Below are 15,484 nucleotides of genomic sequence, written 5' to 3' on the forward strand. Positions count from 1 at the left end.
ATCGACTCAACCGCAGTACGCGCAACCCGAGCCTCATCTGGCGCCGGGAAAAAAGGGGGCCTGACGAGCCTGCCGATCATGCTCTAGGCCGCAGTCGCGGTGGCCTGACAACCAAAATCCACATGCTATGCGACGCCAACGGAACACCGCTGCGTTTTCTCCTCTCTGGCGGTCAAGCCAGTGACATCAGCTACGCACAACCACTGTTGGACGAGGTCAGCATTCCATCGAGCCAACGTGGCCGCCCGCGCAAGCGCTGCAAATGGCTGCTTGCCGACAAGGGCTACGACGCAGAAGCGCTACGCCGCTACTGCGACCAATATCGAATGCAACCCGTCATCCCGCTGCGCTCGATGAAGCGCAAGCCCAAGCCTGGCTTACCAAGACTGTTTGACCGGCCCAAATACCGACAGCGCAACATCATCGAGCGCATGTTCGGCTGGCTGAAAGAGAACCGTCGGATCGTGACTCGCTTCGACAAGCTCGCGAAAAGTTATGCCGCCATGGTCTCACTGGCTTGCTCCATGCGGTGTTTGCGACATCTCTTTTCGTACAGAGCCTAGAGAAATCTGGACGAAACGGATCACTTATTGGTGGGTACAACAGATGCAGCCACCAACACAACACTCTGCGCAAAAAGGCTTCCACCGAGCCAGATTGCCCAGCAAGGAGGGATGGAGATTGCGGTTTGTTATGTGCGGAGACCGGAGAATTCTGTTTTGGCCGCAGCGCGAGTGTCCGGCTACGCCGTCTTTGCCTGTCTAGGTAGGCGCATGCCACGGCCTCCGGGGTTAGCGACCACAACTGGGTAGACCGCCCATCGGGGGCGGAGATAGGGCCAATAAATCTACTGATCTAACTTTGGACTAATTTCATGACAGCCGAACTACCTTCGTATGGGAGATATCCTCGACAAAATGGTATTCGTTGTTGTTGATGCTTAATAAGGCGACAATCCACAAAAATAATGTTTAATCTAGCGACTATCCCAAGAAAAGTCGCTTAAATTGGCAGGGCATCGGCTAGAGCCCTTGTGAAACAACGCTTAGGGCTAGTCGCCTCATTTCGCGACAGCCTCAGCCGGCGTCCAGCGCACCGCACGATTCACCAGCGAAGGCAGCGGATAAATCAGCGAAACCGATGGATTCCTTCGTGCCATACCCTTTGTTCCCGCCTTTTGTGCTGCTGGGTGACCATCAAGGCCTGGAGCGCCCAATCAATAACGACGTCCGAACGCGGCTCGATACCCTAGACCCCGAACTGAAGGCATTTCAAACGTGGCGCTTCGGGATCGACTTCCTGACCAAGCAGTGCCAACGGCCGCAATTCACTCCAAGGCACTACAAGATGGTATGCCCAGTGCTCGAGACGATGATGCATTGGAGCTGGTCAATTCGTCACAAGTCGATCCCGGAATGGCAAGAAACGGATGCCAGGGAGTTCATGCACTTCGTCATGCGCCTACCCATGTCGTGGATCTCTAAGACTGGTGGGACACGTTACCTACTGGGCAAAGCAGTGTTCGCGGTTAAGCCAATTAATGACAATTGGCGCCCGATAGTCAGAAAGCAGCTCGCAGGCGATTCCGTCCCAACCGATTCCATCCCGTCGTCAGCCTCCATACCAGAGTCAAGATCAGATTTCGCACTCGGAACCGATCAGCACCGACAGGTATTCATGCACGGTGGGAGGGATTTTTTTCGACTATCTAGGTACCGTTCTGACTACAACGACACAGAATCCGTTCGATGGTCTAAAACCGACAGACTTCGAGGCTCGCCGGAGGAAAACACGGACGAATTTTACGCTGGCCCAGCTGGCAGATCTGATGTCGACGGCAGTATCCCTGGCCGAGCACGATAAGCAGTTGCAGCCGTGGCTCCTCGTCGCAGCTGTGGCCATCTACTCTGACGTCCCGCTGCGCGCGCTGGGGTCATCATCGGTACTGAGACTCACGTTTTCGAGCTTCAAAGCCGACGGCGCGGGTTCCCGAACGACAGGCAAAAAACAGACCTCACCGGCATGGTTTGAAAGCCCTCACTACCCTCGCCTGCGCTTTCCTTTGCATCCTCAGTTCGCGGCCTATTTCCGTCGTTACGCCCAGTTCAGACGCAGTCAGAATTCAGATATTACCCCTCAGAGTCTGCTGCTGCCTTTGATGGATGGTACTGGCGGGTACGCGGGCAACACCATGGTCGATCTTTTCGGCAGGTTCACGACTAGCATTTTGAGGCGACTACAGCAAAGTCCGCTCAGTGCGGTCAGTATCGCTGAGCCCCTACAGGATGCCAATACGTGGCCGGATATTGGCATCGGTAAGCATCTCCCGGCATCAGAGTGGCTTCGCAAATACGCCAGTACGATATAGTTTTGGGTGGGCCTCGCGGTGAAATCAGGGTCTTGGCCCTTCGGGCTTTCCATCCTCGTTCCGGCGCGCTCCGCTTGCGTCATGAGAAGGTTCTCTAGCGCTGAAGTATGAAGCTGGCATGGGTTTGGCTCAGCAAACATGCTTGTTGTTATCAGGCATCCTCCAGGGCGGGAGCGCCTCTGCACAGCCGTATAACCTGGCTATGCGCAGAGGGAACATTTGTACTCCTTTGGCGTCCCCGCCCTACCGCAAGCCGCTGGATCCTCCCGTCAACTTGCCAGGATTTTCTGGTGGGCTCTGGAATTAGCCTGGTTGGCAGCAGACTTTTGGAGATACCAAGTTGGCAGCGGATGACGATGCATCCTGGCGGAGATAGCGACCAACACATCCCACGGCGTGTTGTTCCACTCGAACTCATTCGGCGCCGCGCTCTGTGTTGGCCGGTGCAACGATGCGATGACCTCCTCCTCAAGCTGGATGAGACCACCGCAGCTCAAAGCTTGGCCACCGCGCGCTATGACCGATTAGCCTTTTCGTTGAAGATGATTTGGGGCCCTCTTCTGATCGGCATAGTGTTGGCGGTAGGTAGCTATGCAGCCATGAAGACCTACCCTCAGGCGTTGATCCCACTTCCCTTCATCACAGCCCTCGGAATCGGGTGCGTCCCACTGTTACTAGCGTTGCTGTACTCACCCAAGGTGACCGACTCCACTGCCAGCCTTGAAGGGTGGGAACCCGCAATGCTCATGAGCCGCTTAGGTCGCAGGGCTGCTGCACTCATCACGCTGACCGTTGGTGCGATCTTTTCTGGCGCCGCTTGAGACTATTGCAAGTACCTGCTCGGCATCAGCTGAAGCAACCAGGCAAGCAGATGGTGTTCTAACGAACACCATCGCCTTCGACTCGATGGCGCTGCTAACCATGCTCTGAGGCTGATACGACTCAGGCAGCTAGGAACATGATCTCTCGCGAGGTGGATGCCTTCTGCAGTAGGCCCGGGTGCTTGGTTTCCAGGGTAATGACCTCGGCCTGGTAGGCCAGCGCGGGCATCATCTGCTTCCCGTGCTGCAAGAAGTCTGTCACATCGGCGAATTGCTTTTGGGAGATCGCGGACGCGGCGGCGCGGTCGCTGGTCAAACCCTCAATGCGGTTAATATTCAACGTCCGGATATCCGCCTCTAGCTGGGCTAACGACTCATGAGCGTATTTCACCGCGCCTGATTTAGCCTGAACGTGTGACAACGCAAGGCCAAGGTTGACCAGGCGATCTTGCAGCAACTTGATGTCACTCAGGCGCTGAACGGTGCTTGCAGGTATAGCGGCGTGCCGCTCAAGAATGAGCTTCGTAAATTGATACTCCTTGTGGAAAGCAGGGATGAGCGCTTTGAGCTGCTGGACGTCTCCCTCTTCACAGAACTGCCGGGCGGAAAGCAGCAACGATCGAAACTGCGCTTCATCCGTTAGCTGGCCACGCTCGTGAGCCTCGCTGACCAAGTTCCATGTCTCAGCAATAGTCTGAGATTGAGCCTGGATCTGTGAGCTGATCTTGTTCAGCTTTTGACATACGATCACAAACCCTGCTGTGGTCACCGCGAGGTTCAGGCCGGTCATAACCAGATTAGCTGTCTGCAAGCCTTGCAGCACGCTCATGCTCTGCTGCAGGTGATCCATCCCGGTTTGAAGCGAACCCAACCCATTCGAGAGGGTGTCCTGGAGCTGTTGGAGTTGCGCTTGGGTTTGTTGGCTATCTCCTGGGAAGAGAAGGTGCCCAACGATCTGCCCGCCTCTCTCAGTCCCTTTGGCATGGCGAACCACACCGCCAAATAACTCATACTCCCCGCTTTTGAGCTTGGCTAGGATATCCGGAAGGTTTGGAAGGGAGCGCAGCAGCTCTTCATTTATCACAGACATGCGCGTAGTTTCTCCGAATAGGTTGCGAAATCTGCTTCATATCGTGCCCGGCGAATTTTGGCCACCTGAAGCACTGCAGGAGTGGTGATGCGAAATGCAGGTGACGTGGCTTGGTAGATCGCAGCCCCAGCAGCGCCAAGCGCCAATGGAGGGGCTGCCAGCGAAAGCAGGCGACCACCCACGGCCCCAGCCACGCCTGCAGCTCCACCGGTAGCCGCAATGCCGCCAATTGCGCCCGCGGCGGAAATCAGGCCTTTCACGATCTGAGCGATGTACGCCGAAAGCTTTGCGATATCCCGGTAGTCCACCGCCGCCACGTCCCCGATGTATTTCTTGACTGCCAGGCCGATAATCATTTCTTCAACGGCATATATGTCATGAGATGAGCCGGGTTTTCCATCCAGCTTTTTCGCCACATCCGTCGCGAGCTCCATGTATGCCACTCCACTCGACCGGAAGAACGTGGCGATGCTGTTGCTGCCAAACGAACGGATTTCGGCCTCAAGCACATCAGAAATCGATTGCAGCTTACCCTGCGCCTTGTGACTGAGAATGGCGGCCTTGACCTTGCTGTCAAGAGCTACCCTGCCCTTACCGTTATCGGTAATGAGGTCAGCCAATACGTCCAAATCAGCGCTTGATGCATTCGACAACAGGTCTTCGAGTGACCGGTTTCGCGGAACAACCAGATCCATGTTTCCCCCGTAGATTTGCTAGTGCCCGACCCGCCTGCAGTAATTGCTTTAGGCCATCATGAGATATCCGAATTGTAGCGAGTCGTTCCTACGGTGTCTCTTCACGCACATCAAAGCTAAAGATGCTGCGCGAGATCATTCAGGATGCCGATGTGCGACAGAATGTCTCTGGCACTGTAGTTGCTTAGCTTGCTAAAATATTGGTCGTGTAACACAGCGGCCCAACATGGCTTGGCGAAGAGATTCCCAAGCGCCAAGCCGCATACTCGCCCTTCAATCGATCTAGTTCCGCCCCCTTCCCATGACCGACATTCTGAAAAAGACTGCTGATCTCATCTACAGCATTCGCTATGTCGTACCTGCCTTCGCACTTACGATTTACGTGATTGCCGGCCTCGCGTATTTCTTCGCCTTCAAGTATTGGCCCAGCCTTCCAGAGAACACCCAATCAGCGATCCTGGAAAATCTGTCTTGGGCGATGAACGCCACGTTTTAATCCATTTCATCGATGGCGAGCGGAGGCGTAAGGTGGCTATCAGTAGCTCCTGAAGAGCGATACGCCCGAACCTTCGGTGCCCTCGCCCTCTCAAAGGCACTCCCAGTGCTTTGGCGGCCTCACCTTTATCACAGTTGTCGGTGCCAGCAGCCTCCCAATCATCCTCTATCAGGCCACTGATCTAGGGCGCATGCGCGGCGTCGCAGGCATCGTCGTCATGCGGTTAAGCGCCCTCGTCTATTCATCACTGTCGAACTCTGACGGCGTGGCCAATGCCCCACCCTTTATTGGTCGGCGCCAGCAGCTTCCGTTGGCGATCCTTCTTGATTACGCACAGGTGAGTGACAGGTGGTGGCATTGTGCTACATTCCGCCTTGCAGCTCCTCGGCCTGCACCTCGTGAGCCCAGGAAATCGCACCTACTACGACGGATCGTACACATGTCATTCCTCATACCTATCGTTCTTGCACTGCTCACCAAGCCATTCCTTCAAAGCCGCCTTTGCCAGGGGCAGTACGGCTTTTCAGTGACATATTTCGGCTGGGGTTTTTTAGGAACAATAGCGCTTTCAATCGGTGTCTTTTGGCTGCTTGGGCCAATCTTCTTCGAGCAAGACCACGGCAGAGGGGATAGAGCCCTGTCCGTGACATTCCGTATCTGGAGCCTCGTCACCACCCTTTACATGGTGGGGATTGCCGTTGGACTGAATCACATTCGGAAAGTGAGTAGCTCCTCCCTGCTCAATCTCTACATCATCATGCTGATCGTCTGCACGGCATTACTGTTTTTATCCAGCCTAGCCGTTGCAGCGGTCTACTGGATCGTCTACGCAGTGGCAGTGTTTGTTGTACACAAAATCGGTACCGGGCAAGGTGCGCCGGCACCAGAGAAATAATTTGAGCCATCGGCCCGGTCTCGATGAATGCCGATTACCCTTCCCTCCTGCACAAGACGGCAACGACATGCTGCACGCATTCAGGCGAAACAAAAGCCAGCTCTACAAGCGTTATCTTGGACACCGAGAAGAAGGCGAGAAACGCGTTTGCGAAGAAGATGAAATCACGGCGCTGATTGCCGGCCCTTTGGATTTCCTGCCTCCAGAAGCGAGTGGCGCATTCTGGCGTGCACTACTCGAAGGTGAAATTGGTGAAGACCTGCCCCTCCCCACTGGTGAAGTCAGCTTTCTGCGAATGGACTTTTGGCCGAAACGAGCGGTCGAGCCTGATTTGCTTGTTGAGATGGGATGGTCGACCGGGGAGCGACGAATCATTGTCGTGGAGTTCAAATGGCGTGCGCCCTTGGGTACCGATCAGCTCCATCGGCAGTGGAATGAGTATTTGACTGACGCTGAGCGCGAAGTCGCTTACCACCTGTTCATTGGGCCCGAATTGAGTGTTGGCCTCAACGCCCTGGCGCAGAAGGACATTTGGAATGGTCGGCTGATCCTGCGTTCGTGGCTGAACGTGCTTCAGATCCTCAATAAGCTGGACTGCAAGACCTACCCTGGATTGAGCAAATGGCGAACCCAAGTCACCATCTTCCTTGGCCAGTTGGACATCAAGCGTTTCCAGGGATTTCAGCAACTATCGCCAGTCCTGCTTCCTATACAGACGCACGTGTTCTGGAATCCGCTGAGCGGGTTCGACTCGAAGGCGCCAGCTTTGCCTGCTGTGACCAACACCAAGCCTAATCATTTCCTATGGAGTTCTCTGTGATGTCGTCATCCCCCATCAGCATTGGAGCGTCAATTACCGATGCGGTGAAATTCATGTCGAGGCTTGCTGGTGAGTGTGAAACCCTGGCTGATCTGGTCAAGCAGGAAATCAGTAGAGCTTTGTTGACGCCGGAGCTCGCCAAATACTTCAAGCCGAGCGGTGCCTGGATCACCTCCCGAACGACGGATGAAGAAGGCTGGGTATACACGGGCATAGGCATTTCGCTGCCTATTGCGTCCAAACCTAAGCGGTCGACAAGCAGCCACATCATCGTTCAGATCAGTCTCGCGGGTGAAGGTATAGAGGCACTTGATAATCGAGAGCCCTTAGTGCACATCGGCCAATGGGGATGGCCGATCGATTTCGCCGATACTCAGATGGGCTTTCCTTGCGATCTGGATAGCGGATACGACCTGAATCTTGAGAGCGGCCAACTGTTTAGGTGGGTGCACGCGGAGTACGACAATGAATGGTGCTACAGCGTGCGTTTGACGGACATTAACTGCCCTGAAGACGTGAAAATCAACATCATCAATCCACTCAAGTCCTTGCTTTTAGGTGCTGATGCCACTCAAGCACTGGTCGGAACTTGTGCAGTGCAGTATGTCGGAGTTGGAGATGGTTCTGGCCAATACCGAGTGTTGCCTCGCCGATTATGAGCGCCGGGCAGCGCATCAGCGAGATGACGTCGTCGAGCCCGCCAGGAAGCTCCACAGAAGTCGGAGTTAATGTGTCGCTTAAGCTCATCGGCCACCCGATAGGATGCAGGCCTTTCCATGCAGGGTTTTGTGCGCCTAAGCGCAGCTCCTCGGATCGATGTTGTAGAGCTCCAGTAGGTTCGGCACCCCGAGCGGATAAAGCTGTCTGCCTCATGTAAGAGGTGCGCCTGGCGCACCTACTTTACATGTCCTTCTATGCTGTCAGATCTGGGCTTGTCCCCCGTCTACAAACAGCTCCGCACCATTCACAAAGCTCGAATCATCGCTTGCCAAGAACACCGCCGCGTTGGCGATCTCGATGGGCTCACCGACTCGCCCCAACGGTACCTGCGAAGCCAGGTAGTCGAGCAACCCTTGCTGTTGTGTCTCATAAAAATCATAAAAGACTCTTAATGGATACTTCAGACTTGCCGCTTTCATCGCTTCCCGCCAAGCTGGTGAATATCCTCTATGCCGCTGTCGCCTTGCGCCCCAGAGCATCCATGGGCGAGCTGGCGGTGTTGGCAGGCATCAGCCGGGCAACCCTGCACCGTTACTGCGGTACCAGAGACAACCTCGATAGCCAGCTCGAACAGCACGCCAAAGACACGCTCATGCAGATCCTCGACAACAGCGGCACGCTGGTCGCCAAAGAGCCCCTGGCCGCGTTGCGTCAGCTGATTCACGCGCACCTGGCCCAGGCTGAACTGGTCGCGTTCCTGGCCTCCCGCTACCCTGTGCACATGAGCGAGCAGCACGACCTGCGGTTCTATGTGGAAAGGCTCGATGCGTTGTTTTTCAGCGGCCAGCGACAGGGCGTGTTTCGAGCGGATGTCAGCGCGGCGTTGCTGACCGAGATGTTCGTATCGTTCTTGCATGGCATGGTCGACGCCCGCCAACGAGGGCGCGCGCCAAGAGAGAGTGCAACGGTGCTGGAGCATGCGTTTCTGCAGGGCATTGCAAGGCGGGCGCCCCGCTGAGCGCGCGCAGGGCAACAGCCGTGAAGCGCTATGGCGTCAACGGAAGGGAATGAGGACTATTGCTCGTCGCCATCGAGTGGCGTGCTCCAGATCACCAGCTCAAGGGCAGCGGCGACCTGGATGCGATGGTCGGCAAGCGCGATAGGCAGCAGGTCCTGGGCGCGCTCCAGCCGGCGCAGCAAGGTATTGCGATGGGTACCCAGCACCTCGGCGGTCTGGGTGATGTTGCAGCCATTGGCCAGGAAGGCGTGTAACGAATGCTGAAGAACCGTTGGTTCGATCGCCAAGCGCCCCAGCGTGTTCGAGACGAACTGCCTGGCCGCGCGGGCATCCTGGGTCATCAGCGACACCATCCTCACCTGATCGATCGTGGCCACCGCGGGTGAGCCCGCCAAACGGCCCATCAACCGCTGGGTGGTCAAGGCCTCCAGGTGCGAGCGCCGGAAGCCATTCATCCCCGCGCCCGCCGAACCGATTGCCGCGCGTATCTTCGGAAATTGCCGGGCGACGTCCTGCAGCAGGTTCAGGTCCAGCGGCTTTGCCGCATTGCTCCAGCCCCACAGGGTCGCAGGGCCCGCGAACACGATCAGCGGCGCTCCCGTGCCCGTGAGCTGCGCCAGGGCGCGCGCCATATTCTCCAAGGGGCGAATCTCGGCGTCCGGGGTTTCGCTCCAGACGAGGCAGGCACGGTGCCTCTGAGCCAGGCTGTAGCCCAGTCGCCTGCCGAACTGCTCCGCATCCACATCCCTGCCATCGAGCAGCCGGCTGACCAGGCTGCGTTTATCGACAGGGTCGTCATGGGCCTGGACGCTTTTTTCTTCGAGGATGATCTGCGTCACCACACGCATGTTGCTGTCGATGAATTCCGAGATCGACCGCGACGAGACCTCCAGGAATTCCTCGAGCACCACGGGATCCTGCGTCAGGCTGAAGGCCATCTTCATCCACAGGTCCCAGGCTGCGTTCTGTATCGACCGTGCAACATTCATCAGCAGTTCGGACAACCCCCTGCGTGCAAGCTCCCTGGCCGTGTCCACCATGTCAGCGGACACATAAGGCTCTACCGGCTCCCCAGGGCGCTGCAGGTTGGCATTCGCCCAGTGCAGCAACTCTGCCCGGTTGGCGCGCCGGCACGCCGCGAGGATGACCGGGTCCTCCAGCAACCTGGCATCTTCGGGCGAAGAGAACAGTGCCTGGTTCAGGCGCTCGACCCACTCGGCTGGCAGCGCCTGAGCGAGCTCGGCGCCTTTGCGCATGAGCTCGCGAACGGTTTCCGAGGGGCGTGGCCAGGGTGATGGCGTGCTGGTCATGGGCTGTGCAGATCACTCAAAGAACGGCTGGAAAATGGTGCAGTTCGTACCTAGGCGCAGGGCCAGTGGAAACCTAGCATGAACCCACTGCCTGAACAAAAAATACAAGGAGGCACCGTGATGCTCCATGTCCCTTTTTCGGGTTTGGCGCCACGCCAAGCCTGCCCGTTGATCGTGCCGCTCGAGCTGGTGCGCACGCTTTCCCGGCAAGGAAACAGGCCAGGCATCGGTTTGCGATGCCTGGCCTCTGAGTGAGTGGCCAACCCTTCATTGCTGGTAGGGCATTACCCCTCGGCGTGAAAACAATACAGGTACGCCTTCGGCGTTGAACAACGCCGCCGTCAGTGAAAGGCCATCAGCGGTCTGCGTTTCCTGAAAGCTATGCCCGCCATCGCTGCTCTGCACGCTCAGCCCGTCCAGCCCGACTGCCAGCACACGAGAGCCGGCTACCGCAACGCAAGTGACAGAGCCCTTGCTTTGCGTTGGCACTCGGCGAAAGCCCTTGCCGTCCACTGAACCCTGCAACAGGGTGCCGCGCTGGCCACCCAGCAGCAGACGTCCATCAGCCAGCACCGCGCCTGACCACAGGGTGCCTTCGTAGCCAGTATCCAGGTAACGCCAGTTTTTCCCCTGGTCCTCGGAATGCAGAACCTGCCCATGCTCAGCCGTGGCGTACAGCGTACCGCGGCTGTCGGCAAACAGTCCCATCAGGTTGAGGTCGGCCCGCTTGGCCCCCGGAGGGGCCTGCACCGGCTGCTCGGCCCACGTCTGGCCGCCATCCTCGGTAGTCAGCACCAACGACCAGAGGCCTACCGCCACACCCTGCCGGGCATTGAAGAAGTGCACCGCGAACAGTGGCCGGTCTTCTTCGCTGGCCAGGCGCTGGACCTGCCAGGACTCCCCGCCATCGGTGCTGGCCAGGATCGCGCCCCAGTGGCCAACCGCCCACCCGCGCTTGGCATCCACGAAAGACACGCCCGTCAACGGTGTGGACAGCGGTACCGACCTCGCCTGGCGCCACTGCATGCCCTGATCGTCGGACAACAGCACGACACCGTGGTCGCCCACGGCCACCATGCGCGCCCCTGCCCAGCCGGCGGCCAGCATGGTGGCCTGCCTGGCATTGCTCGCCTGTACGGCCGGTACGGCCTGCAACGGCGCGGCCTGAAGAGACATCAGCGGCACAGCTGCTGCGAGCAAGGCTGCGGTGAATGAAACCCTGAACTTCATGCTTCTCTCCTCAATGCACCAGCGCGCCGATCATGCGCACAGGGCGCTTACGTGGGAATACCCGCTCCAGCCAGACAGCGAAGGCCGGCAGCACGGTCATGGCCATTACCATGTTGACGATGAACATGAAGGCCAGCAGCTTGCCCATGTCGGCCTGGAACTTGAGTTCCGAGAAGGCCCAGGTGGCCACGCCCACGGCCAGGGTGATGGCGGTGAAAATAGTGGCGACACCCACTTCGAGCAGCGCGTATTCCACCGCCTTGGTGATCGACTGCCCATGGGCCAGGTGCAGCTGCAGGCGGTTGTAGATGTAGAAGGCGTAATCGACGCCAATGCCCACCGCCAGCACCATCACCGGCAAGGTGGCGATGGTCAGGCCGATCTGCAGCTCCTTCATGAACCAGTAGCCAACGAAGGTGCCGATGGTCAGCGGCAGGCAACACACCAGGACTGCCCGCAGGTCTCGGTACACCACGAACACCAGCAATGCGATGGCGGCATAGACGTAAAGCAACATGGGAGTTTCGCTTTTTTCCACCTCCTCATTGATGGCGGCCAACACCCCGGCATTGCCCGAAGCGAGGCGCACCGAAATGCCTGGCATCGGGTACTCGCTGCGGAACGCCTTGGCGGCGTCCACCACTCGGGTGAGGGTCGTGGCTTTGTGATCGGCCAGGTACAGGTGCACCGCCGACATGCTGCAGTCGGTGCGCATCAGCCCGGGCGTGCGCGCCACCTCGGTGGCCAGCGCAGCGTAGTTCATAGGGTCGATGGGTACCGCCGCCATCTTCGGATTGCCTTCGTTGTAGCCCTCGTTGAACTGGCGCATGTTGCTGGAGAAGGACGCGACGGAGAGGACACCGGGCACCCCCTGCATGGCCCACACGAAGCGATCCTGGTACTGGCCCAGGGCGACATCCTCGCAGGCCGCCTGGCTGTCTTCGCCAGAGGGGACCGTGTTGACCTCGAACACCACGCTGAGCCAGTCCAGGCCAATGTCGTAGTTGCCAGCGATAGAGACCGCATCGCGATTGAAGCGGGAGTCCTCGCGCAGCTCCGGCGCGCCCGCCTGCAGTGTGCCAACGACACGGTCATGGCTTTGCCAGATCGCCACCAGGAATACCACCAAGGCAACGCCAAGCACCCATTGCGCCCTGCGCGGCTCGGCGAGCCGGGCCAAGCCACGCAGCCAGCGGGTCCGGCGCTGTCGGGAGGCTTCCTGGGCGGCAGCGTAGTTGTCACCGACACTGAGCAACGACGCCATCAACGGCAACATCACCAGGTTGGTGATGATCTTGTAGGCCACGCCAAGCGAGGCCGTGATCGCCAGCTCACGCACCATCGGGATGGGGATCAGCAGCAGCGTCACGAAGGAAACCAGCGCGGTCACCAGCGCCAGTGTCCCGGGAATCAGCAACCCCGTGAAGCTAGAGCGTGCAGCCTCTTCGGCGCTCTTGCCAATGGCGATCTCGCGCACGATGAAGTTGATTTGCTGCACGCCATGGGAAACCCCGATGGCGAACACCAGGAAGGGCACCAGCACCGCCAACGGGTCGAGCCCGTAGCCCAACAGGCGCAGGCTGCCGAACTGCCACACCAGCGAGGCCAGCGAACAGGCCAGCGCCAGCAGCGTGAAACGCAGGGAGTGGCAATACCAGTACACCGCCCCCGCGGTCAGGAGCAACGCCAGCAAACAGAACTCCAGTACGGCTGAAGCACCGTCAGCGATGTCGCCGATCTGCTTGGCGAAACCGATGATCTGGACTGCGAATTCGCCATCCTCGAATGGCTGGCGGATCTCTTTTTCCAGCCTGTGGTTGAACGCCACGTAGTCCAGGTGGGCGCCATTGGTGTCGTACTCGTTGAGTTCCACCGTGATCATCGCGCTGCTCTGATCACGGGAAACCAGCGTGCCGATGAAACCACCCTGGGCAGTGGAGTTGGCGATCGTCGCGATGATCTGGTCATCCAGGTGATCGGGAGAAACCGTACCCGGTACCAGCGGATCAGCGCGAAACCCTTCTTCGGTGATTTCGTTGACGAAGGCATTGGGCGTCCACAGGGACCGCACACTGCTGCGCGACACGCCAGGAAGGAAGGTCACTGCCTGGGTGACGTCATACAGCCGCTTCAGGCCAGGAGCGCTCCATATATCGCCCTGTCGGGCCTTGACCACGATGGTCAGCCGGTTCGCGCCCAGCAGGTCGTTGCGGTAGGCCTCGAATGTCCTGATGTATTCGTGGCCTACCGGCAATTGCTTTTCGAAGCCAGCATCCATGCGCAGTTGCACGGCGAACCAGCCCATGATCAGCGTGAACACGGCCAGGCTCGCCAGCACCAGACGACGATGCCCGAACAACACCCCCTCGACGCGTGACAACAGGCCACGTGCCGGGGCTTCAGATAGCTTTACAGAACCGTTCACGGCAGGCCTCACAAGGTGCGGGAGATCGCGATACCGACATAATCGCGGTCACGATAAAGCTGGTCGTAGGGGGTTTCCCCGCCCATGAACTTTGCGTAGTTGAGGGAAATCTGCCAACTGGCCGGGTTTCGTACGAAATTCAGGTACAGGTTCATGCTGCTCGCGTCTTCGGTGAAGGTGGCGCTCAGGTTCGGCGTTCGCCCTCCAAGCGAGCGCGAGTAGAAGACGCCGGGCGTGACCTGCCAGCCCGGCAGCAACGTGCCGTCATAGGTCAGGCTGAAGTCCAGGTTGATACCCGACGAGGTCTTGTCGCCACGGGACTTGGGCGCTGTCGCAGGATCCAGTTGCCAGGCATTGAGCCCTGGGGCGAGTGGTTCGCCATTGACCTCGTCATGCAGCCCGGGGTACCTGATGACCACCAGTTCCGAGAGCAGGGTGCCCGTGCTGGCCCCGGTGAAATCGAGCAGCGTCGGGGAGTTGGACGGCGTGAAGCTGTAAAGGCCGGTGAGGTGCCACTGGAATTTCTTTTCGTCTTTCCAGCATTTGCCCCCATTGCCGGAACACAGGTCGACGACAGGGTTGAGCATGACCGAGTCCTTCGGCCGGTAAGAAAGCTCCGTACCCACTGCCCAGTCACCGATCGGCATGTTGGCGCTGACGCCATACATCATCCGGTTTTCCTGGTACTCCCAGGTGGGTGCCGCCGCGAACGTGTTCGGGTCAAGAATGGCGATGCGCAACGACGGCAACTTGTCGTGATAACGCATCACGTAGAAGCCATAGTTGATATCGCTGTCTTCCGGCTGCCAGCGCAGCGAAAGGCCCCACTGGCCGCTGTCGCGGGCGTCCTTTTCGGAGAACCCGTAGTCTCCCCTGCCCTCGCCCAATGCGTTGGTGTTTGACCAATAGCTGCCCACTGGCGGCAACTCGCTCTTGTTCCAGCGGAACTGATAGTAGGCCTCGACGTTGACACCCGAGCCAAGGCCCGACGCGACACTGAGCATCGGTGCCGGCAGCACGGCCTCCTTGAGTTGCACACCGGGGCGCGCCAAGGCCTGGTAGTCGTAGGCGTTGGTGTTGTTGATGCCACCGGCCACGAACAGGCTCTCGCCCCAGTTGATCACCTGGTTGCCCAGGCGCGCGCGGACCCGCTGCCCGCCTAGGTCGAACCCTTTGCTCACCCACAGATCCAGCAGGCGGGCCTTGAAGGCAAGCTCGTCGCGGGCGTCGTCACTCAGCCCGTTGCTGCCGACGCTCTCTGGGGTGTTGAACGACAGCGTGCCGGTGGTATCGGTGGCCGCGAAATCGCGGATCCAGGTGCCACGCGCCATGAAGGTGACGTCCTCAGGCATCTTGAGCAACAGCTCATGGGTGCCCTTGAGGTAGTTGGTGAACAGGTCGCCGCGGTCGTAGTTCAGGTCGCCCTGGTCCGCCACGCCGGAGCTCTGCGCCAGGCAGCCGGAGGGCACGTTGTGCCCGGTCGGCCCCTGGTTGATCAGGTTGCAGCCCCGCGACTCCGTCCGCAAGCCCATGCCTGCGGTGATCGTGGAATCGAAGGAGCCGGTCAGGGTTTCGGTTTCAAAGGTGAACCCCATTGCCAGCGGGGTTGCGCACACGATGGCAAGGCCTGACGCTTTCGTCATTATTTTTTTCATG

The 15,484-nt window shown here is 58.7% G+C and carries 13 protein-coding genes and 2 pseudogenes; 8 read left to right on the forward strand and 7 right to left on the reverse strand.

Annotated features, from left to right (window positions below; genetic code table 11):
- Positions 1-563: pseudogene (locus CQW31_RS26455) on the forward strand (IS5 family transposase); the annotation flags it as partial.
- A gap of 1,265 nt (positions 564-1,828) precedes the next feature.
- Positions 1,829-2,368 carry a hypothetical protein gene (locus CQW31_RS26460; RefSeq protein ID WP_143524258.1) on the forward strand — a complete coding sequence of 180 codons (540 nt, stop codon included), beginning with the start codon at positions 1,829-1,831 and terminating at the stop codon, positions 2,366-2,368.
- Positions 2,369-3,310: 942 nt separating this feature from the next.
- On the opposite strand, the gene CQW31_RS26475 is transcribed toward CQW31_RS26460, so the two are convergent.
- Positions 3,311-4,279, reverse strand: coding sequence for a hypothetical protein (locus tag CQW31_RS26475; protein WP_099815785.1), 969 nt, complete (start codon positions 4,277-4,279; stop codon positions 3,311-3,313).
- The gene (locus tag CQW31_RS26480) at positions 4,270-4,974 is read right to left on the reverse strand and encodes a hypothetical protein (protein ID WP_099815786.1); all 705 of its coding nucleotides are present in this window, start codon (positions 4,972-4,974) and stop codon (positions 4,270-4,272) included. The genes CQW31_RS26475 and CQW31_RS26480 overlap by 10 nt, the downstream gene beginning before the upstream one ends.
- A 301-nt stretch (positions 4,975-5,275) precedes the next feature.
- On the opposite strand from CQW31_RS26480, the gene CQW31_RS26485 reads away from it, so the two are divergent.
- The 4 genes from CQW31_RS26485 (at position 5,276) to CQW31_RS26500 (ending at position 7,844) form a co-directional block, all read left to right on the forward strand.
- Complete coding sequence (locus CQW31_RS26485; RefSeq protein WP_099815787.1) at positions 5,276-5,470, forward strand: hypothetical protein; 195 nt, start codon at positions 5,276-5,278, stop codon at positions 5,468-5,470.
- 439 nt (positions 5,471-5,909) lie between these two features.
- The gene (locus tag CQW31_RS26490; RefSeq protein WP_099815788.1) at positions 5,910-6,365 is read left to right on the forward strand and encodes a hypothetical protein; all 456 of its coding nucleotides are present in this window, start codon (positions 5,910-5,912) and stop codon (positions 6,363-6,365) included.
- Positions 6,366-6,432: 67 nt separating this feature from the next.
- Positions 6,433-7,185 (forward strand): hypothetical protein, encoded by a 753-nt coding sequence (locus tag CQW31_RS26495; protein WP_099815789.1) that lies wholly within the window; start codon positions 6,433-6,435, stop codon positions 7,183-7,185.
- Positions 7,185-7,844, forward strand: a complete 660-nt coding sequence (locus CQW31_RS26500) for a hypothetical protein (RefSeq protein WP_099815790.1) — start codon at positions 7,185-7,187, stop codon at positions 7,842-7,844. Before CQW31_RS26495 ends, CQW31_RS26500 begins: the two co-directional genes overlap by 1 nt.
- A 261-nt stretch (positions 7,845-8,105) precedes the next feature.
- On the opposite strand, the pseudogene CQW31_RS26505 reads toward CQW31_RS26500, so the two are convergent.
- Positions 8,106-8,267: pseudogene (locus tag CQW31_RS26505) on the reverse strand (SDR family oxidoreductase); the annotation flags it as partial.
- A 119-nt stretch (positions 8,268-8,386) separates the two neighbouring features.
- Here CQW31_RS26505 and CQW31_RS26510 point away from each other — a divergent pair.
- Positions 8,387-8,863, forward strand: a complete 477-nt coding sequence (locus tag CQW31_RS26510) for a TetR/AcrR family transcriptional regulator (protein ID WP_099815791.1) — start codon at positions 8,387-8,389, stop codon at positions 8,861-8,863.
- 56 nt (positions 8,864-8,919) lie between these two features.
- Here the strand turns inward: CQW31_RS26510 and CQW31_RS26515 are convergent, their stop codons facing one another.
- Positions 8,920-10,173 carry a CdaR family transcriptional regulator gene (locus tag CQW31_RS26515; protein ID WP_212632546.1) on the reverse strand — a complete coding sequence of 418 codons (1,254 nt, stop codon included), beginning with the start codon at positions 10,171-10,173 and terminating at the stop codon, positions 8,920-8,922.
- A 78-nt stretch (positions 10,174-10,251) separates the two neighbouring features.
- Here CQW31_RS26515 and CQW31_RS31205 point away from each other — a divergent pair, with 78 nt between their 5' ends.
- Positions 10,252-10,428: a hypothetical protein gene (locus tag CQW31_RS31205; protein ID WP_158238186.1), complete on the forward strand. Its 177-nt coding sequence runs from the start codon at positions 10,252-10,254 to the stop codon at positions 10,426-10,428.
- A gap of 12 nt (positions 10,429-10,440) precedes the next feature.
- On the opposite strand, the gene CQW31_RS26520 is transcribed toward CQW31_RS31205, so the two are convergent.
- The 3 genes from CQW31_RS26520 to CQW31_RS26530 are packed head-to-tail and all read right to left on the reverse strand — an operon-like array spanning position 10,441 to position 15,483.
- Positions 10,441-11,403 carry a YCF48-related protein gene (locus CQW31_RS26520; RefSeq protein ID WP_054884473.1) on the reverse strand — a complete coding sequence of 321 codons (963 nt, stop codon included), beginning with the start codon at positions 11,401-11,403 and terminating at the stop codon, positions 10,441-10,443.
- Positions 11,404-11,413: 10 nt separating this feature from the next.
- Entirely contained in the window at positions 11,414-13,828 is a 2,415-nt protein-coding gene (locus CQW31_RS26525; RefSeq protein WP_099815793.1) for an RND family transporter, read from the reverse strand.
- 8 nt (positions 13,829-13,836) lie between these two features.
- Positions 13,837-15,483: a DUF1302 domain-containing protein gene (locus CQW31_RS26530; protein WP_349306169.1), complete on the reverse strand. Its 1,647-nt coding sequence runs from the start codon at positions 15,481-15,483 to the stop codon at positions 13,837-13,839.
- Position 15,484: the final 1 nt, after the last annotated feature.

Origin of the sequence: Pseudomonas sp. 382 (genome assembly GCF_002759075.1) — a bacterium.
Taxonomy (GTDB): Bacteria; Pseudomonadota; Gammaproteobacteria; order Pseudomonadales; family Pseudomonadaceae; genus Aquipseudomonas; species Aquipseudomonas vlassakiae.